Raw genomic sequence first — 25,592 nt, forward strand, 5'->3', positions numbered from 1 at the left:
ATGGTGATTATTGGTGATAGGTCTTGTGCAATGAATCTGGAAGGTTTGGATCATTTACAGGTACCAGCTTATGTTTTTTGAGACGCTGGAAAAAGAGCCCCATAAATATTCCGCCAAGTCCAATCAGCGTGGTAAAATCGAGCCAACTGATTGAAACTCCGTGATGATGCAACGTTGGCATAACTATCCAGTAAAGTTCAATAATGTGCATAGCTATAACCAGAATCGATACGGAAATTAATACTTTGTGATTGTGCTTTGTATCGCGGTTCAGGAGTACAATAAATGGAATTGCAAAACGGCATATAATCAGTGAATAGCTGACATAAGCCCAGCTTCCTTCCAACCTATGATAAAACCACAATGTCTCTTCCGGTATGTTAGCATAATAGATCAATAAAAACTGGCTGAAAGCGATGTATGCATAAAAAATGGTAAAGCCAAAGAACCAGGCGCCAAGGTCGTAGATATGAGACTTTTGAATTGTATTCTCGAGGATGCCTTTTTTATGCATCCAGAATATGATTAGAATCAAAATCGGAAAAAGTGCCTGGAAACTCATTGCAAAATAGTAGATACCGAACATGGTAGAGAACCAGTGCGGATCGAGTGACATCAACCAGTCGAAACTTGCAAAGGCTATTGTAATCGCAAAAATTAAGATTCCCGGTGCACTCAGTTTCTTTAAAAGCTCCATCAAACCCCAGTCGTTCGTCTTATCCATGTCCACGGAAATTTTATGGAGTTTGTACCCCAAGAAACCCCAGATTCCGAAATAGATAAATTGCCTGATCACAAAAAAGGGCGTATTCAGGTAGGCTGTTTTACCAGCCAGTATTGGGTCCTGGGCAACGTAGTCTGCGTGTGTCCAATGGTAAAGTGAATGCATTCCCAGTAGTATAGGAATGATAAATATTGACCAAATCCAAAGATTTGAAGCAAATGCTTCAGGAATTCTGCGTATTACAACTCCCCAGGATGATCGTGTAATGTGGTGGATCATCAATAAAATAAGAGATGCCAGACCAATACTAGTAAAAAAGGCAAAACTGGTGAGGTATGAGAAAAAGAACTGTTCAGCATTCAAAAAATACCCAACACCGCTGGCAATTAAACCCACTGCACCAAACCCGTAGAATGTTTTGGTAACATCCAGGTTATCAGGAAATTGGAGTGAATCTGTAATTTTTGGACTTGTTGAAGCCATTTATTTTATAATTTTTTGATCTAAATTATTCCTCAGATGCTGATTGATCAGATAATGTTTTTATAAATTCAATAAGAGACTGCACTTCACCTTCACTCAGGTAATCGTAAGGAACCATAGCGTTGTCGTATCCTTCAACAACTTCTGTACCGGGCTCTCTTATGGACTGGACAAGGTATGCTTCATCAGCCACACGCGTTGATCCGTCATTAAATGTTCGTTCGCTTCCGAATAATCCCTGGAAGGATGGGCCAACTAAACGGGTTCCATCAAGTGAATGGCATGTTTGACATGCATTTTGTGTGTAGAGTTGCTCACCCCTTGCAACAGAAATTTCTTCCTCACCCCTGGCGGCGGCCCGTTCTGCCTCAAGGGCAGCTAACCGTTCCTGCTCAGCCTGGTAATCCGCTTGTAACTGAGCCAGGTCTACGTCATACTGTTCCATTTCCGACTCGGGTACATTCTGACTTCTTTGAAGCGCACGAACATAAGCAACAATAGCCCACCTGTCTTCTACTTTAATTTGTGTAGCGTAAGACGGCATATTCCTGATACCGTTTGTGATGGATGAATAGAAGTGACCATCCGGCATCTGGCGTATGTTTTCGGTATGGAAAGATGGGGCGGGTACATATCCGTAATTTCCGGTCATAATTACACCTTGTCCGTCGCCTGTTCCACCATGGCATACACTGCAATAAATATCATATCGTTCTTTACCGCGGTAGATGAAGTCTTTAGTTACTTCGACCGGAATTTCTTCTACCAGGTTGCCTTCATCGTCTAAACCTTCGTAGTAAGCGTCATCTTGTTTAAGATGTCCGCGTGCAACAGTTCCCTCAACAGGCGCTCTCATGGCCATGTTGTTTTCAAAAAAAGAGTTTGTTTCCTGCGCATTGAACCGATTTTGGAAATCCATGTTTTGATTTGGATGAACCGGTGGTTTTTCCGAAATCTGGCCGCGGCACGACAACATAAAGAGCCCCGATAGAATCAATACGCTTATATTTGTTTTCGATAATTTCATAGTTGAGAAACTATTCCTCATAAATGGTTTCAATATTGGTGGCACCAGCATCTTTTAGAAATTTGGATACTTTCTCTTCCTCAAATTGAGGATCTTCGGATTCGATACAAACGAAAAATCCATCATCGGTGGCCTTTTTAAAATTTTCGGAGTCAAAGAGCGGATGATTGAATTTTGGAAGTCCGTTTAAAAAGAACATCCCAAAAACAGCACCGAAGGCCGATAATAAAACTGTTAATTCGAACAATACCGGTATCCATGCCGGTACATTTATTAAAGATTTACCACTAATATTCATAGGATAATCTACGACCATTGTGAAATATATTAAAGCTACACCGCCAAGAAGTCCCAGCAGTCCATGTCCTGCTACAATCCACCCAAGTTTAGATTTATTGAGATTCATAGCCTTGTCGATCCCATGGATCGGAAATGGACTGAACGTATCGAAATTTCGATAACCACTTTCAACAATTGTCTTCGACGCATCAGTCAATTCCCTGGGATTCTTAAACTCAGCAAGAATTCCGTATATCGTCTTATCTGAATGTTTTTTATCCATGACCTTATTGATTCGTCTGATTTTTATAGGGTTCAGGTACTTCAACCTTCGGTGGTACAAATTCACCGTCTTCATCATAGTTATGTGGGTCAGCCTGTGGCATTACACCTTTCAATTCGGCAACGGCAACCATTGGAAGGAAGCGCAGGAAGAGAAGGAAAAATGTAAAGAACAGGCCAAATGTTCCAACATATGTGGCTACGTCCCAGATAGTTGGAGAGTAGTATCCCCATGATGAAGGTAAAAAGTCTGTTGAGAGTGATGTAACTGTAATAACAAATCTCTCAAACCACATCCCAATATTCACAATAATTGAGATGATAAATGTAAATGTAACGTTTCGTCGTAATTTCTTAGACCAGAAAAATTGTGGTGAAAAGACATTGCATGCAAACATAATCCAGTAAGCCCATGCGTAGGGTCCGGCTGCACGCATCATAAAAATGAACTTCTCATATTCAACACCGCTATACCATGCAATAAATTGTTCCATGATGTAAGCAAAACCAACCATTGTACCGGTAACCAGTACAACAATATTCATTTTCTCCATATGGTCGATAGTCATAATATCTTCTAAACCGTAGATCTTACGGCAGATAATCATCAGCGATAATACCATTGCAAAACCCGAAAAAACGGCTCCTGCAACAAAATAAGGTGGGAAAATAGTAGTGTGCCATCCAGGTATGATGGAAACAGCAAAGTCGAACGATACAATGGTGTGTACGGAAAGTACAAGTGGAGTTGCAAGACCTGCCAAAATCATATACGATTTTTCGTAATTCCACCAGTGCCGGTTACTTCCTCTCCAACCCAAAGCAAAAACACCATAAGCCATTTTACCAATCTTGCTTTTAATTCTGTCTCGAACAGTTGCAAGGTCAGGTACAAGACCTACATACCAGAAAAGGAGTGATACAGTGAAGTAAGTGGATACTGCAAATACATCCCACAAAAGCGGACTATTAAAATTAGGCCACATTAACATCTGGTTGGGAAGTGGGAACATCCAGTAGACAACCCAAATACGACCTACGTGAATAGCCGGGAAAATACCCGCACACATCACGGCAAAGATGGTCATTGCCTCGGCAAACCGGTTAATTGCTGTTCTCCAGCCCTGCCGGAAAAGAAATAGAATAGCCGATATAAGTGTACCGGCGTGACCGATACCGACCCACCATACAAAGTTGATAATAGCCCAACCCCAACCAACAGGTGAGTTTAAGCCCCAAATTCCGGTTCCTTCCCAAACCAGGTATCCAATAGATCCAAGCAGGAGAAGTAATAACATATTCGCAATACCAAACGCAACATACCAACCCTTTGGGGTAGGACGGATATTAATATCCGTAATCATTGCGGTTATATCCTTAAAATCATGGTTGCCCTTTACAAGAGCGGGCTCCGGAACGTATTCGTACGTTTTACTCATGTTTTATTAATGTTGCGAGTGATTTTCTTGATTGGAAGGTTTCAATTCTGTGTGAGGATTACTCAACTTGGCCAGGTATGAAGTTCGAGGGCGAACGTTTAACTCCTCAAGCATCGTGTAGTTTCTACTGTCCATTTTATGCTGAGAAACCGTACTGTTTCGATCTGTTAAATCTCCAAACGAGATAGCTTTGGTGGGGCAAGCCTGCTGGCATGCGGTTTCCACTGAACCATCTACCGGTTTAGGAGAACCTGTTTCGTTTTTCGCCTTAATCTTTGCGCGGTTAACACGCTGTACGCAGTAGGTGCATTTTTCCATCACACCACGGAAACGAACTGTAACGTCCGGGTTCATCGCCATCTGGATAATTTCCGGGTCGTCTCCTGTTGTTAAATATTCTTTACTGTAGTTGAAGAAATTGAATCGTCGAACTTTGTAAGGACAGTTATTCGCGCAGTAACGAGTTCCGATACAACGGTTGTACGTCATCTGGTTCATACCATCATCACTGTGGGTCGTTGCCGCAACCGGGCAAACCTGTTCACATGGAGCTAATTCACAGTGCATACATGGAACCGGCTGGTGATACGCATCGGGATTCTCTTCATCACCTGCATAATAGCGGTCGTTTCGAATCCAGTGCATGACACGTCGTCGTGCAACTTCACGTTTTCCGACAACCGGAATGTTATTTTCTGCCTGGCAAGCTATTGTACAGACTCCGCATCCAAAACAGGAGTTCAGGTCGATTGCCATCCCCCATTGTGGTTCATAATCAGGGCCGTAGCTTTCATCAAAAAGTGATATTGGGCCTTTCGAGTCACCTTCGGCCTCAGCTTCCTCCAGCCCCGGTACTTGATAACCGTGAACACTTTGATATGTAGCGAAGTCAGGATTTTCCTTGTATTCCTCAAGCGATGCCGTACGGATCATGTCGCGGCCTTCAAGGCTTTGATGGTCCTGTGTGCAGGCGATCTCATATGTTGTTCCTGTTGCCTCAACTTCGGCAGACTGGAAAAACATGTTCGAAGTAGTTCGAAGCGGATAGGTATCTACACCAACTCCATCTGCTACCCGGCCAATGTTTTCACGTCCGTAGCCGGTTGTAAGTGTAATAGAATCATCAGCATGACCGGGTTGGACCCATGCAGCAATTTCAATTGTGGTTCCGTTGGCTGTAATTCGCACAACGGGCACATCGTCACTGCTGAAACTACGTTCGGGATCTATTCCAAGGTTTCGGGCTGTTGCCGGGCTCATGAGGGCCACGTTATCCCACGTTACTTTCGTCATGGATTCCGGCAGTTCCTGCAGCCAGCTATTATTGGCATATCGCCCGTCAAAAAGCTTGTTGTCTGGTTTGATGGAAATTTCAATTCCATCAATCGGCCCATTGGCAAGATCATCCTGTATAGCTGCTGACAGATCTCCTGTTAATGAGACGGAAGTTGCTTCAAATCCGCTATCAGGATCAATTCCATCGTGGAGTATTTGCTCCCACTGATCTTCGAAATCACCGTCAATAACATCAGCCCATGTTTCTCTTACCAGGTCGTATCCAACCGGATCGTCGCCGTTCAGAATTATGTCTAAGAATTCAATTTCGCTGATTCCGCCAAAAAGAGGCTGAATCTGCGGCTGAATGATAGATCGTTGACCGGTGTAAGAAAGGCCATCTCCCCATGTTTCAAGGAAATGAGCACGATTCACATGCCAGTTAGAAAGACGTGATGTTTCAGTTACGTAATCTGAGAGGTTAATTGCTGTCTCAACACTCTCAAGAGCTTGTTGAATATTCAGATTCGCGGGCGCCGTGTAAACCGGATTCGTTCCCAAAATGACTGCTGTGGAATACGTACCTGAATTCAAATCGTTAATTGCAGCAGTAAATGATTCATTTTCATTTCTGTCGCTGCCAAAAGGTAATTCATGATAGGTAACCGTATTTCCAATGTTACCAAGTGCCATATTAATAGCAGCAACAGCAGCGTGTACAGCCGGTGAATGTTGCGAACCGGCAGTTATCACAGAGTTTTCGGTATTTTCTAAAAGATCATCAGCGAGGATATCTATCCATTCATGGTCACTAAAATCATTTGAAATTTCTTCAAAAGAGGAAAGGCCGTCTACATCTTGAGAGAGTCTCGCTGCAAGTGCATATAAAAAGGAAGGAATTTGTGATGTTTTGACACGCAACCTGTGATCTGCAAAGGATCCCGTATTGCTGAAACTGTTTTCCACACAATAGATTCTCGACATCTCATCGTCAGTGGAAGATACTTTTCGAGTTTCTGCAATTTTGTAAGTGTCCTCAACACTATTTTTGTTGTTTTGAGGACTCATAAAATCATTATCCAGCGATAAAACAATATTTGCGCGATCATAATGGTTGACCGTTCTCAATCGCTGCCCAAAAGCAATTTGGGTTCCTTCAAGTGCATTATTATCACTAAAAGGTTCATAAGTGACCCACTCGGCATTTGGAAATTCTTCTAAAATCTGTTCTTTCAGCCGATGGTAGGTGGGTGAGGAGCTGGCCTCGTCAATAAAAAGAATCGGTTGGTTTCGATCTGCAAAATGTTCTTCAGCGAACAGTACAAAATCGGCCAGAGTAGCTTGTTCACCACCACGAAGCGGTGACCGTGATCGGTCAGGATCGTATAGATTAAGAACAGATGCCTGGTGATATATATTTGTACCACCACCACTCGATGGATGCTCACGATTTCCTTCCACCTTTCGTGGCCGTCCCTCATTATTTTCAACTAAAAGCCCGGTTACAGAATCCTGAAAGGGCATGGCTGAAGCATAAAAGAGAGGTTCGCCCAGTACGATATCTTCCGGCATCCTTGAGAACGGAAGAATCTTCTGAACCGGTTTGCGGCAAGATGCAAATCCCGCAAGGGCGATAGAAGCTCCCATTACACGTAAAAAACTTCTCCGTGAAACCTGATCAGTCATCTCAGAAGCATTCTCAGGAAATTCACGTTCTACATATTTTTCATACTCTTTATTTTGAGCAAGCTCGTTTAAGCTTTTCCAGTATGTAGTTTGATTTGACTGATCACTCATTCTTTACAGAATATTTTGTTTAAAACTCATAATTATTAAAGGAGCGAGTCGACATTATTAATAATGACATCCCTGGCAGTAAGTGGGGGCACTGATATTGTGCTTAGAAACAAGATCAAGCCCAACTTCAATTTGATTTTCAACTTCGTAGCCCATTGTTGTTACCTCCGATACAGGACGCAGATGTTTTTCCGGTTCACGATGACAATCCATGCACCATCCCATGCTTAATGGTTCAGCCTGGTAAACTTTCTCCATTCTGTCAATACGTCCATGGCAAGATTCGCATCCAACACCAACATTCACATGTGCTGAGTGATTGAAGTAAGCGTAATCAGGAAGCATGTGAACACGCGTCCATTCAATCGGTTCTCCGGTTTCCCAACTCTCAATAATCGCTTCTACATTTTCAGGATTTTGGACCTGAACCTGGTTATGACAATTCATACAGGTTTGTGTAGCCGGAATATTTGCATATTTCGATTCCTCAACCTGTGTGTGGCAGTATTTACAATCCATCCCCAACTGTCCTGCATGTATTGTGTGGCTGAATGGAACCGGTTGTTCGGGGGCATAGCCAACATCAGTAAATTCAGGAGAGAAAAAATACCAAACAGAAAAAACGATGGCATTTAAGAATATGATAGAACCTAATAAAATTCGTCTGGGAGCGTCGTTAGTCCACTTAGGAAAAATCTGAGCCATAAATGAATTACATGTTACCTGTTACAAAAGATGCTTTGGCATTCAGCGTGAAAAGGTACCGAATATATTGAATTCTGCATACCTGATTCTGAGTCAAATCCTAAATTTAAAATGATTCTAAATAACTTCATCGTAGTTTTTTTGTTTGCAGGATTTGATAGCGGAAGTAAGATAGGGCACAGCGCATATAATTGCTTATAAAAGAGATATTTTTTTTGATTCATTATTTACCCGTTTTTTTTTAGACAATTTTGATCATGACTACTTTTCTAAAAAATATTGTATGATAGGAATTTAGCTTCCTGAATACGGGGAATGGTTCGCCTGGTTTGAAATGTTTTGTAGATTCATTTTACTTATCAACCCGGAAAATTCACTCATCAAAAAGTTTAAAAAGCCGTACTTTTGTGCGTCAAACGAGTGATTAAAAAATTTTTAATTAAATGGATTCTACATTAAGTGAAGAGTTGACCGTACAATTTCTAAAAGAGATTAGCGTAAAAAAGGCAATTACTACCATTCTAATTGTAAGTGGGGCAGCTTTTCTTTTCCTGCTATACCTTTTGTATGTGAATGAATCGGAAGGAGCTTCTGCAAATTGGGTAAAGGAGTTGCCGGCGTTGAATGCATTTCTGAATAGTGTAAGTACTCTTTTGATTTTATCCGGCTATGTTGCCATCCGTAAGAAGAAGTTCAAAGTACACATGAGGTTTATGCTTACAGCCTTTATCACGTCAAGTTTATTCCTGATTAGCTACCTTGTTTATCATCATTACGCAGGAGATACCCCGTTCCCGGGACAAGGATTTATACGTCCGATCTACTTTACAATCCTAATATCGCACATTATTCTCTCCGCTTTTGTGGTTCCCCTGGTGTTGACGAGTTACTATTTTGCGTTTTCGGGTAAATTCAAAACACACCGGAAAGTATCGAAGTGGACATTTCCGATTTGGCTGTATGTGTCTGTGACGGGTGTGACAATCTATTTTATGTTGAATGCTTACGTGTAGAGATTGTAAATCGGCTCGCTGAGCCGATAAGTCGGTAAACACCGATTTGAGTTTAAAAAGGGGGGGGTGAAAGCAATTTAAACCTTTCCAATAAATATTTCGCAGCATTGGCAAATCGCGGTACGTTAATAAACTCATCGGATGAGTAAACAGTACTGAAATATTATGAAAGTCAATACACTCATCCAATGAATAGTATAAACGTCAGTTCGAGCGCAGTTCAAAAGTGAAAGCGAATGTACAAAGTCGAGAACTTCTCGTCTCCACTCCGTTGCGCTCGAAGTGACGGTAGTATTAATTGTTAAAGTGTGATTGATTCAGGTTTTCAGTCACCCAAAAACTGCTCACCTGGTTCGGGAATTGCCACATCAGCGTCGCTATACTCTTTCACGAACTTCTCAAATTCTTCAGGCTCGCCGGTCAGTGGCGGGAACGTCCCGTAGTGAATAGGAAGAGTCAGTTTTGGATTTAGCATCTCGATGCACATTGCAGCTTCCTGCGGCCCCATAGTGTAATAGTCTCCCATCGGAGCGGCAACCACATGCGGTTGATACATCGCTGCGTAAAGTTCAAGATCAGTAAAAATGTTTGTGTCACCCATGTGATAAAAGCAGATATCATCCTCAAATGAGAGAACAAGTCCACCGGGTTCGCCTGCATATTCTCCTCCAAAGGATGAACTGTGATTGGCATTTACAAGTGTTACTGAAAAATCATCAAAATGCACGGATCCACCTTTATTAATTTCAACTGCCTGGTCTTCATTCAAACCGTGCTTTGTCAATAACCTGGAGAGCTCTACCGGAGCTACAACTTTACAACCGGTATTCTTTGCAATATCAAGTGTATCTCCCACATGGTCTTCGTGTCCATGGGTTAACAAAATAAATTCAATATCATCCGGATTTTTCTGATCATCGGGAGTGGAAGGATTTCCCGATAGAAATGGATCTATGTAGATCACTTGTCCGTTTGGGGATTCCAAGCGAAAAGCAGAATGACCTAACCACCATGCTTTAATTTTTGTTTCCATCCTAAACCTCTTTTTTGTTATCATTAATTCAACATGTGTAACACAGTTTTTTTTTGAATCGTTGGAGTGAGGGCAGATTTAGTGCCATGCAGCACACACGCTTATGAAACTTTTCTTCTTAATACGATTCAATTGTGTACACACTCATATCTTACAAATAAAAAATGAAGGTATTTATGGCAAAAAGAATTAAAATTCATCCCGAGAACCCACACCGAGACAAAATTTTTGAAATTAGCGACGATCTGCGAGATCAAGCCGTGGCTTTGTTACCCACAGACAGCCAGTACGCACTAATCTGCGATTATAAAAATAAAAAAGGGATGGACCGAATTCGTAAAATTCGCCAGATGGGAAAGAAAGATCACTTGACGGTGATGTGTCATTCCCTTGAACATGTGTCCACTTTTGCGCATCTGAATGACGATAATTTTAAATTGATTAAACGCCTTATTCCCGGTCCGTACGCATTTATTTTACCGGCCACAAGGCAAGTGCCCAGACTGTTAACACATCCCAAAAAACGTACAGTTGGCATTCGGGTTCCTGATTACCCAATCTGCCTCGACCTAATTCGTGAACTTGGGCGGCCTGTACTGGCAATTACGGCAAAATTGGATGGAGTTGAACATGGCCATCCGGATGATGGTGACCGTGAGTTGTTTCTTAGCCGGTTTGAAAAAATTGTTGATGTAATTATTGACAACCAGGAACCTCTACGGGCAGAAGAAACAACAGTGGTGGACCTTACCAATCAACCTTCGGAGTTAATTCGCAAAGGATTGGGAATGGGTCGGCTGGAGGAAGCCCTGGCTCTGGAAAATCGAGAACTTACGGTTCCGGAAAGTGTTTAGCCAAGAAACCCCTCAAAATTTTCATTGAATTCTGGTTTGATGATCCCCTTTTCGGTGATGAATGCCGTAATCAAATGATGCGGAGTGATATCAAAGGCAGGGTTGTAAACGTCTACTTTGGCGGGAGCTGTTTCTTTATTTGCGAAATGGGTTACCTCATCCGGTTCTCGTTCCTCGAGTTCAAATTCACTGCTATCTTCGAGATCCATGTCAACTGTGGAGAGCGGAGCGGCAACGTAAAATGGAATGTCATGGGCATCTGCCAAAACGGCCAGGTTGTATGTTCCGATACGGCTGAATGTATCTCCCCGGCTTGAAATTCGGTCGGCACCGACAATTACAAGATCAACCTCTCCATTTTTCATAAGACTGGCCGCGGCGGAGTCTATATGTAATTTTTGCGGTACTTCCGATTTTTTCAGTTCCCAGGCTGTAAGTCTTGATCCCTGCAAAAGAGGACGGGTTTCGTTCACCCACACCATTTTAACTTTGCCATCCTCATGTGCATGTATAATAACTGAAAGTGCTGTTCCATACTCACCGGTTGCAAGTCCGCCGGTATTATCATGTGTTAGAATTCCAGAATCTTTCTGAACAAGTTCTACACCATTTTCTCCGATGGATTTGCACGTACGCCGATCTTCATCGTGGATGGTGATAGCTGTTTCAAGCATCTTTTGTTTGATGTCGGCAATCGGTTCCTCTTTGAGTGCATAGATGGTTGTGAGCATTCTCTTAAGCGACCAAGACAGGTTCATCACTGTTGGTTGAGCGGTTTTGATATAATCGGCAATTCGCTGAGCCTCACTATAGAATGTTTGAAAGGTTGAGTCGGCCAGATCCTGAACTCCAAAATAAAGTCCATAAGCTCCCGCTATGCCAATAACGGGCGCCCCGCGTACTTTTTGTTTTTTTATAGCGTCCCAAACCTGACCCACAGAATCTAAATCAATATAGACTTCACGATCGGGTAAAAAGGTTTGATCGAGAATGGTTAGATGATCGTCGTCCCATCGAATGGATTGAAATGATGAATCTTCTTGGCTCATAAATATCTATTTCCTTAAAAATTTACGCTCTTTAAACATAAGTAATTCAAAAGAGAGTATCGGAATATTCCTCACTCTGTAATAAGGAGAATCATTACAATAGATTCAGGTTAAGACTATCTGTAATGGTCATGGGGTTTTGTAGTTTATAATAAAGTAATTCATTAAAGAGCATTGAGTTACAAAAGCGTTTTGGTATTTAACCTGGAGAAAGTTCTTGAGGTGATTTCCATGATTATGAAGAAAAATGTAGGATACTGGGATTCAATAATCAGAACCATTGTAGGTGCTGCAGTTGTTAGTTTAGGAATGTTTTATGATAACTACTGGGGATTACTGGGAATAATATTGGTATTCTCGGGTGTTGTTTCCTTTTGCCCGATTTACCAGTTATTTAAAATTGGAACTGTTAAAACAGGTTTAGAGAGAGAGAATTAAGAGAGATCATGATTGGTTCACGGAGACCATTCATATCATAACCTGAGTTCAGTCATTAGGATAGGAGCCGGACAGATAAAGTTCGGCTCCTTTTTTTTGGATTAAAGTTGTTCACGAATAAAAAAATTCTTACTTATCTCCCCTAAAATTGGAATTCTCTATTTCTGTGGTATGAATATTAATGGCAAAGCCCGCCAAAACAGAACATTTGACGCAATTGTAATTGGTTCAGGAATTAGTGGTGGCTGGGCAGCAAAGGAATTATGTGAGCGCGGATTGAAAACCCTGGTACTGGAACGGGGGCGGCCTGTTAAACATCGAGAAGATTACCCAACAGCAACGAAACATCCCTGGGAGTTCCCGCATCGAACAAGAATACCTGAAGATGAACTGCGGGAAAATCCAATTGTGGCCAAGTGCTACGCTTATGATGAAGCTACCAAGCACTTCTTCGTGAAAGATGAGGAACATCCTTACATCCAGGAGAAACCGTACGATTGGATTCGCGGATACCAGGAGGGAGGTAAATCTTTGATCTGGGCACGGCAGGGTCAGCGTTGGAGTAGTTATGATTTTGAAGGACCGGCTCGTGATGGTTATGGAATTGAATGGCCAATCACATACGATGATGTTGCCCCCTGGTATAGCCACGTTGAAAAGTTTGTCGGTTGGTCTGGAAATAAAGACGGACTCGATCATATGCCCGACGGAGAGTTTTTACCGCCATTTGATTTTACATGCGTTGAAGAGCACATCAAAGAGCGAATTGAGAGTGAATTCGCAAACAGGTATGTAATCCAGGGGAGGTGTGCACATCTGACCGAGTTGAAAGAGATCCATCGTCGACAAAATCGAGGTCAGTGCATGGCTCGTCATTTATGTTACCGCGGATGCCCGTATGGTGCGTATTTCAGTTCGAATTCATCTACACTTCCCTGGGCGGAGCAAACCGGTAACCTTACAAAACAGACTCATGCTGTTGTAGAATCAATTTTATATGATGAAGAATCAGGTAAAGCATCCGGTGTCCGAGTTGTTGATGCGAATACAAAAGAAGTGTCTGAATATTATTCAAAAGTGATTTTTGTAAATGCAGCCTGCCTGAATTCGAACTTGATTTTATTGAATAGTAAATCAAATCGTTTCCCGAACGGTTTAGGAAATGACAACGGTTTGTTAGGCCGGTATGTGGCGTTTCACAATTACCGAGGGACGATTAATGCATCCATAGATGGTTTCGAGGATGAATATTACTATGGCCGTCGCCCTACACAACCGATCATGCCATCCTTCAGAAATGTGTATCAACAGGATGATGTAGATTTCCAGGGAAAATACCTGATCGCTTTTGGAGCGGCTCGATCTAACTGGACCCGCGGAGCATTTTCTGAGAATATTGGCTCAGCACTCAAACAAGAGATGCAGGAACCCGGCAGATGGGGAGTGTTTATGATGATTCAAGGGGAAACCATTCCACGCCATGAAAATCATGTTCGACTTAGTGAATCTGAAACCGATCCGTGGGGTGTTCCTCAACTTATTACATCCATCGATTACACAGAGAATGATGAGAATTTATTACAGGATTTCCTGAACGAGGGAGCTGAGATGCTCGATAGTGCCGGATGTAAAAATATTGGTACGTACGATTCACAGCAGGCTCCGGGGCTCGATATTCACGAGATGGGGGGTGCAAGAATGGGCATGGATCCTGAGACGTCTATTTTGAATGGCCAAAACCAGGTTCACACGTGCAAAAATGTCTTTGTGACGGATGGGGCGTGTATGACATCTACCGGGATTCAAAATCCTTCGTTGACGTTCATGGCATTGACGGCACGTGCAGCAAATTACGCAGCTGATGAGATACAGAAAGGAAATCTTTAAGAGAAGTTTGAAACGAGTTTTGCTGGAATCTAAGACCTGTAGTCATCCGATGAGTACATTTAGGCAAGATCTTTGTTTTTTAATTTCTCCACTCGTCGGATGAATATTGATTGCGTACCTGTATCGAGAACTGTAAAAGACCTCATTTAACCCTTTCAAGGGTTTTTCGATGTTTAAAGATCAATATCCAAACGATCCTTTCGTTTTACAAGCGTTAGAATGGTATACTCGGCAACTAAATCGTTCTCTTGATTCGTTACTTCCACATCCCACCAAACCATTCCGAATGGATGCTCATCATCTTTGCGCTGCTGACGAACTGTTTTTCTTTTTACAATTAGCTTGGCTTGAATAGTATCTCCGGGAGCGACGGGAGCTGTGAACCGAAGATCCTCCAATCCATAATTGAGTAGAACAGGACCCGGATCGGGATGGACAAACAATCCGGCAGTAATTGAGAGCACCAAATAACCATGAGCCACACGTTCTCCAAACAGTGACTCTTTTGCCGATTCGTCATCTGCATGGGCGTAAAAATGATCTCCGGTCAGATCGGCAAATTCTGTGATATCCTCATTTGTAATGGTACGTTTTTCGGTTGTCAGTGATTCTCCTACCTCCAACTCTTCAAAGTATTTTTTGAAAGGGTGAGTATCGGATTCCTTGGTATTTGCACCGCTGATATGCTGACCGGTAATATTCATGAGTGTGGTTGGCGATCCCTGCAAAGCAACTCGCTGCATGTGATGTAAAACAGCCCTCGCACCTCCAAGTTCCTCACCCCCGCCTGCTCGTCCCGGTCCGCCATGAACAAGTGATGCAATCGGTGAACCGTGACCTGTCGATTCCTCAGCACTGTCCCGATTCATGATCATGAACCGCCCGTGATAAGGAGCACAGCCAAGAGTGATTTTTTGAGCGATCTCACCATCAGCCGTAAAAAGAGATCCAACCAAAGATCCATCCGCTTTATTTGCAATTTTAATCGCTTCATCAATGGTTGAGTAGGGCATGATGGTAGTCATTGGGCCGAAAGCTTCCACCGTATGGACCTCATCAATCTCAAGAGGTTTGTGGCATTGTAGGATTCGTGCTTTGGTATAAGCATTTTTGAGATCACTGTTTTGATATTGATAAACTGAATCTGTGACCTCCTCTAGTTTTTGAAGCTTATCCTCAAACCGTTTTGCTTGAAGTGAACTTGCAAGAGGGCCCATTTTGGTATTCACATCAACAGGATCACCAATCACTACTTCAGAAAGCCGCTCCTTTAGCGCTTCAATTACTTCATCCGATTTACCCATAGGAACAATTACGCGACGAATCGCCGTACATTTTTGTCCCGTTTTTACGGTCATCTCATTGGCAACTTCTTTAATGAAGAGATCAAACTCCGGCATGTCGGATGAGACATCAGGCCCCAGGATGGAGCAGTTCAGTGAATCGGCTTCCATATTAAACCGAACATTGTTGGCAACTATATTCGGATGACTTTTGAGCTTTCGGCCGGTTTCCGCTGAGCCGGTAAAATCCACACTGTCCTGGCTGGTCAGATAATCGAAGATGTCACCTGGTTTATCAGCTGCAATGAATTGAACCGAACCCTCCGGCAAAATTCCTGATTCTATAATATCCTTAAAAACTTCAAACGCCAGGTAAGAGCCAAGGGGTGAGGGTTTGATAATGGACGGCATTCCTGAAATAAAAGAGGGGGCTAATTTTTCCAGCATATTCCAAACCGGGAAGTTAAACGCGTTGATCTGAACAGCTACCCCATGTCGGGGAACACAAATATGCTGACCGGTAAACGTTCCTTTTCTAGACAACCTCACTTGCTTTCCTTCCACATGCCAGGGTAGATCGGAAAGGTTTTGCCGGGCCTGACTGGAAATACCAAATGCGGTTATGATTCCACCATCAATATCAATCCATGAATCTCGTTTTGTAGCACCGGTGTGAGTAGAGATTTCATAATATTTTTTCTTCCGATCCAGCAGATACTTCGCCAAATACTTGATCTTAAACGCTCGTTCATGGATGGACATCTTACGCAGCTTCGGCCCTCCAACCGTTCGGGCATACTCACACATCGACTTATAATCGAGATCAGCTTCAATCAACGTACCGACAGTCTTTCCGGTCACAGCACTAATCAGGTCAGATTCATTTCCTGTAGTGATCCAGTTGCCTTGGGAGTAGGAAGATACTTTCATTTCTGGATACTGGTTTCTGGTTACTGGATGTTCGTTACATTTATTAGTTATTTTTTTCGACCGATTGAATAAAAAGATTAAGCTTTTTCCCAACTATATCACAAAGTGAAACTAATTCTTGATATAAGCTTTGATCTTTCAAAGACTTTGTTTCAAAAAGGGAATCCAAATGATCACGTGTCTCATCGTTTGATGCCTGAGCAAAAACTAAAAATCGTATGTATTCTTGTTTATAACGCCTTCTCCCATAGCCTTCAACTATATTTGACCTCACCGACTTTGCCGAACGCCTGATCTGACTTCCAGTTTCATACATTTCGAATTTAGGTAGTGTAAGTGACATGGCATGTATTTTATTTGATTGTTCTCTCGCTAATTTCCAGATTTCCTGATTCCTGTAACTCATGATGATTGATTTTATTCAGATTTGACATAAAATCTAAATGATCTAATGATTACTATCCAGTTTCCAGTTTCCAGTTTCCAGTTTCCAGAATCAACCTTTCTGCTTCTCTCTCCAAGTCTCATACTCCCTTGACTGATCATCTCTATCCTCAGGAATCTCTCGCAGCGGTTCGCACTCTTGCCACTTGTTTTTCATATCTGAGGGAAGTTTTTGATACCACTCTGTTCCCTCCGTTTTCCACTTCAGCATCTCATCCGAAACGTCTTTGATGATTTTTGCCGGATTTCCTACCACCACTTTTCGATTGGGGATCTCCATTCCTTCCGGTATAAACGTCAAAGCGCCGACGATACACTCATCTCCTAGATTTACATTGTCCATCATAACGGAGTTCATCCCAACAAGGCAGTTTTTGCCAATTGATGAGCCGTGAATAATTGCTCCATGGCCGATATGCGCTGATTCTTTCAGTGTAACGGTTACTCCCGGGAACATATGAATGGTACAGTTTTCCTGTACATTGCAGCCATCCTCAATTACGATTTTTCCCCAGTCTCCACGAATTGCCGCGCCGGGACCGATATATACACGCTTGCCAATTATCACATTGCCCGTGACTGCTGCTTGCGGATGGATAAATGCACTTTCATGAATGACAGGTTTATAACCATTAAACTCGTAAATCATATATTTAGAATCTTATTTATACATCTCATTCAAACCAACCCCTTTCCGAATCAAATCCATGGATTTTTTTAGGCGACGTTGCTTTGTGGTATCCCGTTTGGCTGTTTCAATATATTCAATGAACTCCTTCTTTTTGTAATCAGTGAAATTCTCGAATTCAGCTTTCGCTTTGGAATCTTTAGATAAAGCCTCCTCCAACAGATCTGAATACAATTCTTCTTTTACTGATTTGTTGGGAACCACTAATTCCGCATCGGATTCCTGGTATCGAATTGCTTCCCGAATCAATCCTTTCAATCCATCTTCGTCCAACTCATCTATGCTCCGAAGAATATATTTTCTCATATATTTTGTATCGTCAGAGCTGGCTTCGAGCAGATTTTTAGGATCATCAAAAAAAGCTCCTCTGTGAAACCAGACAGCCGCAAATTTTTTGAATTTTAGTGTACTCATCATGAGGCCATTGTATTCATAAGAGGGGGCTCCCCATTTAATTGCCTCAGCAACTTTTGGGACAGTCTCCAGAACTATTTCATGAACTCTTGTTAGGATTGGATGCGCGAACGTACCCTCGGTTCGCGCGATATATTCATCGATGGTTTTGGGTTTTGCCATGATTACTTGATTTATGTTCGTTCCAGAATGGTTGCATATCCCTGGCCAACACCTACACACATGGTGACCAAGGCATATTGTTTATGTTGTTTTTGAAGCTCAATGGCTGCGGTTTGCAGAATTCGAGCACCACTCATTCCCAGTGGGTGACCAATTGCAATCGCTCCTCCATTCGGGTTGATTCGGGGATCGTCATCGTCAATTCCCATTTTTCGGGTGCAAGCTAAAACTTGTGCTGCAAAAGCTTCATTGATCTCGATGATATCCATCTCATCAAGAGTGAAACCTGCGCGTTCGAGAGCAATTTCGGATGCATATACCGGTCCGATTCCCATAATCCGTGGCTCAACACCAGCCACTCCTGAGGATACGATTCGGGCCATCGGTTCTAAGTTTTGATCCTTAACAGCCTGTCCCGATGCGATGAGCATTGCTGCCGCACCATCATTCAATCCGGATGAATTTCCCGCCGTAACACTTCCATCCTTTTTGAAAGCAGGTCTTAATTTGGATAAAATTTTATTGGTGGTTTTGGGTTTGATGAATTCATCATCCTTGAAAATTATTGGATCGGATTTTCTTTGAGGAATCTCCACCGGTACAATCTCTTCCGCCAATCTTCCGGATTCCTGAGCCTTTCCGGCTTTATTTTGAGACCATGCTGCAAATTTATCCTGGTCTTCACGGGAAATCCCGTACTTCTCAACAAGATTTTCGGCCGTATTTCCCATGCCATCTGTTCCGTACAACTCTTCCATTTTTGGGTTGATGAACCGCCAGCCAAAACTGGAATCGTGCATTTCGGAGTCATTGCCAAAGGGTTTAGATACTTTTGAGATCACCCATGGGCCGCGCGTCATATGCTCAACACCACCGGTGATAAACAGATTTCCTTCTCCGGCGGCAATGGCTCTCCGCGCATGAATGGCAGCCGACATACTCGACGAGCATAATCGATTCACAGTCTCACCCGGTACTGTAAATGGTAATCCGGCTAATAAAAGAGCCATACGTGCCACGTTTCGATTATCTTCCCCGGCCTGGTTAGCACATCCAAGAATCACATCGTCGATGGAGTCAGGATCGATAGTCTTATTTCGTTTCATCAACTCCTTGATTGGCAACGCAGCCAGATCATCCGTTCGAATAGGTGAAAGGCTCCCGCGAAAATTTCCAACCGGGGTTCGAACAGTGTCTATGATAAAGGCGTCTTTTAGATTAGACATGAGATGTGAGATTTGGTTTCTGGTGTGAGGAGTGTGGTATGTGGAGGCGGTTCAACTATTCAAATTTTGTAAGGAATTCAATTTTCCAGGTTCATACAATTACAACTATAACAATGACTTAAACTTGACTATATGAGCTATCGTAATTTAGAAATATGGAAACTTGCGAGAAAACAATCTATTCTCATTCACACAATGACACTTTCTTTGCCTAAGTTTGAGCTTTATGAGACTGGAAGTCAAATTCGGCGATCCTCCAAATCAATTCGGTCAAACATTGTTGAGGGGTATGGCAGAAGACGGTACAAAAATGAATATATCCGATTTCTGATCTTTTCTCATGCTTCAGCTTTAGAAACCCTTGACCATCTTGAAACTCTTATGGAAACCGGATCGCTCAGCAATAAAGATCACTATCAAAAAATCTGGATTATTGTCGATGAATGCGGAAGAAAGTTAAACAAGTTTATTGCCGGAGTAGAACGGGAGTATTAAAAGGAATTTTCACACTCCACATTTCACAGTCCTAAAGTCTAAAATTCATCATCTGTTTCAGCATCAACTTCAAATTCCTCAGTTGGATCTTCATTTCCACTGTTTTGCTGATTTTCCAAATATCTCAAGTACCTTGGTGGTAACTCAAACGGGCGTTCTTCCGGGATCGGTGGGAGACGCGGTGTTTGAACCTGAGGGCGCTGCGGTCTTTGTTCGGGATTCCACTGAAAGTTGTCGAGTTGTCGGTTGATGTTCGTTGAGTCCTCAGGCAGGTAAGAGCCATTGATACTTCGCTCCGCTTTAAAATCGTCGAACTCTCCCTGTTCAAAATGCATGATTGACGGACCGGCAGATATCAGTTCAATGAGTCCATCCGGCTGATCATTCTCATCACGTTGATGGAAAATAATCTCCGTATTGTTAAACATTCTCAATCGATCCAATTCGCCATCCTGGAAATATGCATTTAACGTATCTCCTGTCATTTGATGCAGTCGTCCGGTTAATGAATCCTCCTGCACCAGAATTGGACGGGGATAGGAGGTGAGAAACCGAATGTTATCGTCTTCCATGTAAGCTTCTGTATATGGACCACTTAGCTGAATTCTTTCATGCCAAAGTTTTGGTGAGGAGCGCAGGATAAATTGATCCAAATCATCCCTGTAATTTGCTGTATCTGCAATGGCGGAAAAGTTTGAAGACCACATCCGTACATCATGAAATGCATCCATGTAGGAGACGGTATCCGTTTCAGTGATTTCGATCGTATCAGCATAAAGGTGGGTGGTATCTTCCTTCGATTCACTGACCTCCATCAGCCAGGCATCTTCCTTCAGCAATCGGTAACCGGTAGAATCAGCATACAAGTATTCACCTGAAAATCGGACATCATCTTCATAGTCATTTGCATAAACCTGACCGTACATCTCGTATAGATCTTTCTCACGATTCATAAAGAGTGAATCGGCCTCAATGTATTGAGTGGTATCGGACAGTTGTACATCTCCTCGAAAAACAGCACTATCCACATCTTGATAATACAGACCGCGTTGAGCAATCAGGGTTCCATCCTCATCCTCAAACCGAACGGGCACATTGAAAGTAGCAATATCGGTCTCCATATCAACATCTATAGAATCACTAAACATCATATTCTCCTCAGACTGTACAATCACACGACCCCGCAGGCGACTTATTTCCAATTCTGTATTGTGATAAAGAGTATCCGCCCATATCATTTCATTTTCTGTTTCAATCTGGATGTTGAAAGCTGTCAATAAATTCCGCTCGGTATATTGGTAAACACTGTCTGTTTCAAGTACCATCTCTTCGGTTGTAAGAATCACATTACCCAAAATTTTCCTCACAGATTCGCCGTCAATTGTAATCCCTTCAGCCTGGTCGGCCTGGTTGATGATAACCCGATCCTGTGCATGAAGAGTTCGTCCGCCGGTTAAAAAGATCAGAAATAATAAACCAAGGAAGGCTGTATATGTGGAAATCAGTCTTATCATTCTACAATCAACCTGCCTCGTGGTTCGGTAATTGTATACGATGTGAGATCTGTCAACCCACTAAACCCTCGCCCTGATATACTGTCTGTAGGTGTTATAATTGTAACAAATTGCGGGGATGATATTCGGTCTGAATCTTGGATGTATTTGAGGTAGTCTGTATAAAGCTGGCGATCATCCACAGTTTGAACCCGGACAGAGTCCAGAAGTTCAAACTCTCGAACATCGTCATAGTAGATCGCTTCCTTGCTCCATGCTTCGGTTTCTAAATTACCGGTTGTGTCGAATAACTGAACATAAACGGGGCCGTCAATTGTGGTGCGTTTATTCTCTTCTGATTGATATTGAACGGAATGAGAACCGTCGATAATCATTCGGATTCTCCCTTTTCTCATCAGTGATATTTCAACATCCCAGCTCTCGGTTGTCGTGATCAGGGAATCATTTAATGCAGCCTGTACTTGTTGGGAATCATATTCTGAGAGCTCTGTACAAGAGATAGAGATGAGAGCAATCGAGAAAGTCAGTACTAACTTATGAATGTGTTCCAAAATAGCGATCTCCCGCATCACCCAACCCCGGTACAATGAACGCATTGTCGTTAAGTTTTTCATCCACTGCTGCTGTAATAATTGGAACATCGGGATATTTGTTTGAAATTCGCTCCAGTCCCTCGGGTGCAGAAATAAGAGAGATAAACCGGATATTTTCTGCTCCACTATTTTGAAGAAAATCGATGGCATCATCTGCACTGCCACCGGTCGCCAACATGGGATCAACAAGAAGTACCAGGGCTTTATCCAGGTCTTCAGGCATGTTGGAATAGTAGTCAACGGGTTGATGCGTTGTTTCGTCTCTGTACATACCAAGATGTCCTACTTTTGCGTCCGGCACAAAATCAATAATCGCATCAACTAGACTCAAACCCGCTCTTAAAATAGGAACAATCACAATTTTTTGGTCGATCTGATACCCGGTAGTACGGGTAATGGGAGTATCCACTTCAATTTCCCGTAGAGGAAGATCTTTGAGGGCGTAATAAGCTAAAATTGTGGCAATTCGGGCCATAGCTACCCGAAAATCTGCAGTCTTAGTAGTCGATTCGCGGAGAATAGTCAGATCCCTGGCAACAATGGGATGTTGTATAATTGTCGGTTTGTTTGAATTAGTCATTGTCTTCAGATTCTTCCATTCGTTTGAAGTAATCTTTCGTGGTTCCGTAAACAACACCGGAGAGCGCAAAAAGGGCGATCAGGTTGGGGAATGTCATCAGTCCAAGAGCGATATCACCAATAGCCCAGATTGTACCTAGCGCCGTGATGGCCCCGACGAAGTGGAGAACAACATAAACCGCCTTGTAGTAAATAATGGATTTATCACCAAGCAGATACTGAATGGATCGATCTCCGTAATAACTCCAGGATATGGAGGTTGAGATCGCAAAAAGAAGCACTGAAATTGTAACAATATATTTACCACCGGGGAACAAAGGGGCAAGGCCATCTTCAAATCCCTGGGAAGTTAACGTAGCACCGTTATAAATTTCTTTACCATAAACAATACTACTTACCTCTCCACTCGGTTCATATGTAGCTGTATAACTATCGGTGTCGATTGTTCCGCTGAACAGTTCGGTCTGCTCTATGTTTGCAAAGACTGTGTCGATAGCGAAATCACTTCTCAACATAGATCCATTTTGGATAATGCCATCTTCAACAACCAGTGTATTGGGTTGATCCAGTGATTGGCTTATTTCAAAATCGAGATCGGGAGAACCCAGGTTTACTTCAGTCATATGTTTTGTATCCCAAACCCCGGTTGAGATAATCACGAGACCTGTCATGGTACAAACCATAATGGTATCGATGAAGGGTTCCAAAAGAGCTACAACTCCTTCACGAACGGGCTCTTCTGTTTTTGCAGCACCATGTGCAATTGGGGCTGAACCCTGGCCTGCTTCGTTCGAAAAAAGTCCCCGCTTGACACCCCAAACCATGGTGGTGATGAATAAACCTGAACCCACTCCCCAGGCACCTGCTTGTGGATTAAATGCGTAGGAGAAGATTTTTCCAAAAGAGGGAAGAACCTGGTCGTAGTTAATCAATAATATTAAAAGAGCTCCTAAAACGTATACAATGGCCATTAATGGGGTTAGACGGGCAGTTACATATCCAATCCTTTTAATTCCACCAATGATGACAATTCCTACCAGTGATGCCGTGATAAGCCCCGTAACATAAGGTGGAACAATAATGAAAAAAGAGTTTTCCATCACATCAGCCACTGTGTTGGCCTGGATGGCATTTCCTGTAAAAAAGGAACAGATAACTGCAAGTGAGGCAAAAATTACAGCAAGCCATTTCCAGTTTTCTCCTAAGCCGCGTTCAATGTAGTACATCGGTCCGCCCGATACAGAGCCATCGGCATTCTGAATTCGGTATTTAACGGCGAGAGTACATTCGGAATATTTAATAGCCATTCCGAAAAAGGCGGTAACCCACATCCAAAAAAGTGCGCCGGGTCCTCCATAATGAATAGCGATGGCAACTCCGGCAATGTTACCAATGCCAACAGTAGCTGACAGAGCAGTTGAAAGAGCCTGGAAGTGATTTACATCACCTGTGTCATCGGGATTATCATAAAATCCACTTACAACTTTAATTCCATGTGTAAAACGTCGAATTTGGATGAATCCCATCCGAAGTGTAATAAAAATGCCATACCCCAAAAGAAGTATGACCATTGCAGGTAGCGTTTCGGGGGTATTCCAAACAAGATTATTTAAAAACCCTACGACTCTTTCTAAAACTTCCATCTGTTCTGGTTAAATTCTGTGTTGAATTCAAAAACGAAGGTATAAAAGATTTGACAAAATTTTTGAGTAAATTTTAGAATAAAATGAACGATTTGAGGGAGCATTCACATTTGCACTATAGATTAAGAAGTATATAGTTAATTAAATCACATGATAAAAAGTTGATTAAACGAAGATACTATGACTAAAGCCGATATAGTAGATGTTATTTCATCATCCACCGGACTAACTAAGGTTGAAACCGAAGCTGTTGTAAATGGTTTTATGGACACTGTCATTGATGCCATGAAACGGGGCGAAAATATTGAACTACGCGGTTTTGGAACTTTTAAAGTAGTAAAAAGGGCTCAACGGGTTGCAAGAAATCCAAAGACAAATGAAGAAGTTATTGTTCCTGAGCAGTTTGTCCCTCAATTGAAAGTTTCGAAAGATTTTAAAGAGCAGGTAAACGAAGCGAATAGCTAATTTTGCAAATCCTCAACAATCTCTCGGAGGGGTTAATACAGCCTGCAATGTAAGTAGTTACTTTTGATAAACTCTTACATAATCCACGACGAAAGCTTGTGGGAATTCAGTAGATTCGTCCGGATTTGGCAGAAAATCACCGCCAACGGCAAGGTTTAAGATGATATAGAAAGGAGTTGAAAAGGGATTGAATTCAGTATCAAACTCATCGAATCGAATTCGCTGAAATATCTCATCTTCAAAATACCAGGTTAGTTCATCTTCAGTCCACTGCAGGGCGTAAATATGGAACTCCTCACTGAGTTTGCTCTCTTCAGTTGTAAACTCTTTCACAAAAAATCTTCTGCAGTCAAGAGTTTCGCCTTCACATCCGCCTCTCCAAAAATGTATCGCACCGCTGGTGGTATAAGGTTCATTTCCGCGATATTCCATAATGTCTATCTCGCCACCCTTTGGCCAGTCAATGTCGCGAATGGGCATCAACCAGAACGCAGGCCAAAATCCCTTTCCTTCCGGCATTTTCAATCGTGCTTCGAAACGACCATACTTCCAGCCGATTTGGGTACTGTCTGTTGATATTCGTGCTGAGGTGTATTCCATTCCCCGATAATTTTCCCGGTGGGCTTCAAGGTATAGTTTGCCCTCCTCGACATAAGCGTTCTTCGATCGTGGAGTGTAATATTGCAGTTCATTATTGTATGCCGTTCCCTCCCAAAAATTCCAGGTGTCGGAATCAATAGATTCCCCGTTAAACTCTTCCGACCAAACCAATTTATAATCCTGGGAAAAAGCAGTTTCAGCGATTAGATTTGCGATGATTAAGAGTGTGGCAACAGCAATTATTTCTCTCATAGATGATAAATAAAAAAAT

24 protein-coding genes are annotated in these 25,592 nt (G+C 42.4%); 6 read left to right on the forward strand and 18 right to left on the reverse strand.

Annotation, left to right across the window (positions count from 1 at the left end):
• Positions 1–7: 7 nt before the first annotated feature.
• The 6 genes from L6773_RS10340 to L6773_RS10365 are packed head-to-tail and all read right to left on the reverse strand — an operon-like array spanning position 8 to position 8,011.
• Entirely contained in the window at positions 8–1,207 is a 1,200-nt protein-coding gene (locus L6773_RS10340; RefSeq protein WP_237854107.1) for a hypothetical protein, read from the reverse strand.
• A 25-nt stretch (positions 1,208–1,232) separates the two neighbouring features.
• Entirely contained in the window at positions 1,233–2,234 is a 1,002-nt protein-coding gene (locus L6773_RS10345) for a c-type cytochrome (protein ID WP_237854109.1), read from the reverse strand.
• A gap of 10 nt (positions 2,235–2,244) precedes the next feature.
• Positions 2,245–2,796 carry a DUF3341 domain-containing protein gene (locus L6773_RS10350; protein ID WP_237854111.1) on the reverse strand — a complete coding sequence of 184 codons (552 nt, stop codon included), beginning with the start codon at positions 2,794–2,796 and terminating at the stop codon, positions 2,245–2,247.
• A 4-nt stretch (positions 2,797–2,800) separates the two neighbouring features.
• A complete protein-coding gene (nrfD, locus tag L6773_RS10355) occupies positions 2,801–4,234 on the reverse strand; it encodes an NrfD/PsrC family molybdoenzyme membrane anchor subunit (RefSeq protein ID WP_237854112.1) in 1,434 nt (477 codons plus the stop codon).
• A gap of 6 nt (positions 4,235–4,240) precedes the next feature.
• Positions 4,241–7,306 (reverse strand): TAT-variant-translocated molybdopterin oxidoreductase, encoded by a 3,066-nt coding sequence (locus L6773_RS10360; protein WP_237854114.1) that lies wholly within the window; start codon positions 7,304–7,306, stop codon positions 4,241–4,243.
• Between the two features lie 57 nt (positions 7,307–7,363).
• Entirely contained in the window at positions 7,364–8,011 is a 648-nt protein-coding gene (locus L6773_RS10365) for a cytochrome c3 family protein (RefSeq protein ID WP_237854116.1), read from the reverse strand.
• A gap of 443 nt (positions 8,012–8,454) precedes the next feature.
• On the opposite strand from L6773_RS10365, the gene L6773_RS10370 reads away from it, so the two are divergent.
• Positions 8,455–9,024 carry a DUF420 domain-containing protein gene (locus L6773_RS10370; RefSeq protein WP_237854124.1) on the forward strand — a complete coding sequence of 190 codons (570 nt, stop codon included), beginning with the start codon at positions 8,455–8,457 and terminating at the stop codon, positions 9,022–9,024.
• Between the two features lie 325 nt (positions 9,025–9,349).
• Here the strand turns inward: L6773_RS10370 and L6773_RS10375 are convergent, their stop codons facing one another.
• The gene (locus L6773_RS10375) at positions 9,350–10,057 is read right to left on the reverse strand and encodes a metal-dependent hydrolase (RefSeq protein WP_237854126.1); all 708 of its coding nucleotides are present in this window, start codon (positions 10,055–10,057) and stop codon (positions 9,350–9,352) included.
• Between the two features lie 176 nt (positions 10,058–10,233).
• Between L6773_RS10375 and L6773_RS10380 the strand changes: the two genes are divergently transcribed.
• Complete coding sequence (locus L6773_RS10380; protein WP_237854135.1) at positions 10,234–10,911, forward strand: L-threonylcarbamoyladenylate synthase; 678 nt, start codon at positions 10,234–10,236, stop codon at positions 10,909–10,911.
• Here the strand turns inward: L6773_RS10380 and mtnA are convergent.
• Positions 10,908–11,960 carry an S-methyl-5-thioribose-1-phosphate isomerase gene (gene mtnA, locus L6773_RS10385; protein WP_237854137.1) on the reverse strand — a complete coding sequence of 351 codons (1,053 nt, stop codon included), beginning with the start codon at positions 11,958–11,960 and terminating at the stop codon, positions 10,908–10,910. The two genes, L6773_RS10380 and mtnA, sit on opposite strands and share 4 nt — an antisense overlap.
• 174 nt (positions 11,961–12,134) lie before the next feature.
• Between mtnA and L6773_RS10390 the strand changes: the two genes are divergently transcribed.
• Positions 12,135–12,398 (forward strand): YgaP family membrane protein, encoded by a 264-nt coding sequence (locus L6773_RS10390; protein WP_237854139.1) that lies wholly within the window; start codon positions 12,135–12,137, stop codon positions 12,396–12,398.
• A 171-nt stretch (positions 12,399–12,569) separates the two neighbouring features.
• Complete coding sequence (locus tag L6773_RS10395) at positions 12,570–14,285, forward strand: GMC oxidoreductase (RefSeq protein WP_237854141.1); 1,716 nt, start codon at positions 12,570–12,572, stop codon at positions 14,283–14,285.
• A gap of 173 nt (positions 14,286–14,458) precedes the next feature.
• Here L6773_RS10395 and paaZ read toward each other — a convergent pair whose 3' ends face one another.
• From paaZ to pcaF, 5 genes are all read right to left on the reverse strand, one after another.
• Entirely contained in the window at positions 14,459–16,498 is a 2,040-nt protein-coding gene (paaZ, locus tag L6773_RS10400) for a phenylacetic acid degradation bifunctional protein PaaZ (protein ID WP_237854149.1), read from the reverse strand.
• 43 nt (positions 16,499–16,541) lie between these two features.
• Positions 16,542–16,904: a four helix bundle protein gene (locus tag L6773_RS10405; protein WP_237854151.1), complete on the reverse strand. Its 363-nt coding sequence runs from the start codon at positions 16,902–16,904 to the stop codon at positions 16,542–16,544.
• Positions 16,905–16,994: 90 nt separating this feature from the next.
• Entirely contained in the window at positions 16,995–17,591 is a 597-nt protein-coding gene (locus L6773_RS10410; protein WP_237854153.1) for an acyltransferase, read from the reverse strand.
• Positions 17,592–17,603: 12 nt separating this feature from the next.
• Positions 17,604–18,206, reverse strand: a complete 603-nt coding sequence (locus tag L6773_RS10415; RefSeq protein WP_237854155.1) for a DUF1801 domain-containing protein — start codon at positions 18,204–18,206, stop codon at positions 17,604–17,606.
• Positions 18,207–18,217: 11 nt separating this feature from the next.
• A complete protein-coding gene (pcaF, locus tag L6773_RS10420; RefSeq protein WP_237854157.1) occupies positions 18,218–19,432 on the reverse strand; it encodes a 3-oxoadipyl-CoA thiolase in 1,215 nt (404 codons plus the stop codon).
• A gap of 132 nt (positions 19,433–19,564) precedes the next feature.
• Between pcaF and L6773_RS10425 the strand changes: the two genes are divergently transcribed.
• Positions 19,565–19,927 (forward strand): four helix bundle protein, encoded by a 363-nt coding sequence (locus L6773_RS10425; protein WP_237854159.1) that lies wholly within the window; start codon positions 19,565–19,567, stop codon positions 19,925–19,927.
• 38 nt (positions 19,928–19,965) lie between these two features.
• Here L6773_RS10425 and L6773_RS10430 read toward each other — a convergent pair whose 3' ends face one another.
• The 4 genes from L6773_RS10430 to L6773_RS10445 are packed head-to-tail and all read right to left on the reverse strand — an operon-like array spanning position 19,966 to position 24,256.
• Positions 19,966–21,441 (reverse strand): OstA-like protein, encoded by a 1,476-nt coding sequence (locus L6773_RS10430; RefSeq protein ID WP_237854161.1) that lies wholly within the window; start codon positions 21,439–21,441, stop codon positions 19,966–19,968.
• On the reverse strand, positions 21,438–22,037 hold the full coding sequence (gene lptC, locus L6773_RS10435; RefSeq protein ID WP_237854163.1) for an LPS export ABC transporter periplasmic protein LptC: 600 nt from the start codon (positions 22,035–22,037) through the stop codon (positions 21,438–21,440). Before lptC ends, L6773_RS10430 begins: the two co-directional genes overlap by 4 nt.
• A complete protein-coding gene (gene upp / locus L6773_RS10440) occupies positions 21,976–22,614 on the reverse strand; it encodes a uracil phosphoribosyltransferase (protein WP_237854165.1) in 639 nt (212 codons plus the stop codon). Before upp ends, lptC begins: the two co-directional genes overlap by 62 nt.
• A complete protein-coding gene (locus L6773_RS10445) occupies positions 22,607–24,256 on the reverse strand; it encodes an alanine/glycine:cation symporter family protein (protein ID WP_237854167.1) in 1,650 nt (549 codons plus the stop codon). The genes upp and L6773_RS10445 overlap by 8 nt, the downstream gene beginning before the upstream one ends.
• Positions 24,257–24,436: 180 nt before the next feature.
• Between L6773_RS10445 and L6773_RS10450 the strand changes: the two genes are divergently transcribed.
• The gene (locus tag L6773_RS10450; RefSeq protein ID WP_237854168.1) at positions 24,437–24,721 is read left to right on the forward strand and encodes an HU family DNA-binding protein; all 285 of its coding nucleotides are present in this window, start codon (positions 24,437–24,439) and stop codon (positions 24,719–24,721) included.
• Between the two features lie 57 nt (positions 24,722–24,778).
• On the opposite strand, the gene L6773_RS10455 is transcribed toward L6773_RS10450, so the two are convergent.
• A complete protein-coding gene (locus L6773_RS10455) occupies positions 24,779–25,573 on the reverse strand; it encodes a glycoside hydrolase family 16 protein (protein ID WP_237854170.1) in 795 nt (264 codons plus the stop codon).
• Positions 25,574–25,592: the final 19 nt, after the last annotated feature.

It is taken from the genome of Rhodohalobacter sulfatireducens (genome assembly GCF_022012475.1).
Taxonomy (GTDB): domain Bacteria; phylum Bacteroidota; class Rhodothermia; order Balneolales; family Balneolaceae; genus Rhodohalobacter; species Rhodohalobacter sulfatireducens.

Bases quoted from the DNA above. Each gene is read 5' to 3' on its own strand.
- L6773_RS10360 (WP_237854114.1), bottom strand. From the start codon at position 7,306: ATGAGTGATCAGTCAAATCAAACTACATACTGGAAAAGCTTAAACGAG.
- L6773_RS10425 (WP_237854159.1), top strand. From the start codon at position 19,565: ATGAGCTATCGTAATTTAGAAATATGGAAACTTGCGAGAAAACAATCT.
- L6773_RS10445 (WP_237854167.1), bottom strand. From the start codon at position 24,256: ATGGAAGTTTTAGAAAGAGTCGTAGGGTTTTTAAATAATCTTGTTTGG.
- L6773_RS10415 (WP_237854155.1), bottom strand. From the start codon at position 18,206: ATGGCAAAACCCAAAACCATCGATGAATATATCGCGCGAACCGAGGGT.
- L6773_RS10410 (WP_237854153.1), bottom strand. From the start codon at position 17,591: ATGATTTACGAGTTTAATGGTTATAAACCTGTCATTCATGAAAGTGCA.
- L6773_RS10340 (WP_237854107.1), bottom strand. From the start codon at position 1,207: ATGGCTTCAACAAGTCCAAAAATTACAGATTCACTCCAATTTCCTGAT.
- L6773_RS10430 (WP_237854161.1), bottom strand. From the start codon at position 21,441: ATGATAAGACTGATTTCCACATATACAGCCTTCCTTGGTTTATTATTT.
- L6773_RS10455 (WP_237854170.1), bottom strand. From the start codon at position 25,573: ATGAGAGAAATAATTGCTGTTGCCACACTCTTAATCATCGCAAATCTA.
- paaZ (WP_237854149.1), bottom strand. From the start codon at position 16,498: ATGAAAGTATCTTCCTACTCCCAAGGCAACTGGATCACTACAGGAAAT.
- L6773_RS10350 (WP_237854111.1), bottom strand. From the start codon at position 2,796: ATGGATAAAAAACATTCAGATAAGACGATATACGGAATTCTTGCTGAG.
- L6773_RS10345 (WP_237854109.1), bottom strand. From the start codon at position 2,234: ATGAAATTATCGAAAACAAATATAAGCGTATTGATTCTATCGGGGCTC.
- mtnA (WP_237854137.1), bottom strand. From the start codon at position 11,960: ATGAGCCAAGAAGATTCATCATTTCAATCCATTCGATGGGACGACGAT.
- L6773_RS10380 (WP_237854135.1), top strand. From the start codon at position 10,234: ATGGCAAAAAGAATTAAAATTCATCCCGAGAACCCACACCGAGACAAA.
- L6773_RS10370 (WP_237854124.1), top strand. From the start codon at position 8,455: ATGGATTCTACATTAAGTGAAGAGTTGACCGTACAATTTCTAAAAGAG.
- L6773_RS10395 (WP_237854141.1), top strand. From the start codon at position 12,570: ATGAATATTAATGGCAAAGCCCGCCAAAACAGAACATTTGACGCAATT.
- upp (WP_237854165.1), bottom strand. From the start codon at position 22,614: ATGACTAATTCAAACAAACCGACAATTATACAACATCCCATTGTTGCC.
- L6773_RS10365 (WP_237854116.1), bottom strand. From the start codon at position 8,011: ATGGCTCAGATTTTTCCTAAGTGGACTAACGACGCTCCCAGACGAATT.
- nrfD (WP_237854112.1), bottom strand. From the start codon at position 4,234: ATGAGTAAAACGTACGAATACGTTCCGGAGCCCGCTCTTGTAAAGGGC.
- pcaF (WP_237854157.1), bottom strand. From the start codon at position 19,432: ATGTCTAATCTAAAAGACGCCTTTATCATAGACACTGTTCGAACCCCG.
- L6773_RS10375 (WP_237854126.1), bottom strand. From the start codon at position 10,057: ATGGAAACAAAAATTAAAGCATGGTGGTTAGGTCATTCTGCTTTTCGC.
- lptC (WP_237854163.1), bottom strand. From the start codon at position 22,037: ATGCGTTCATTGTACCGGGGTTGGGTGATGCGGGAGATCGCTATTTTG.
- L6773_RS10450 (WP_237854168.1), top strand. From the start codon at position 24,437: ATGACTAAAGCCGATATAGTAGATGTTATTTCATCATCCACCGGACTA.
- L6773_RS10405 (WP_237854151.1), bottom strand. From the start codon at position 16,904: ATGAGTTACAGGAATCAGGAAATCTGGAAATTAGCGAGAGAACAATCA.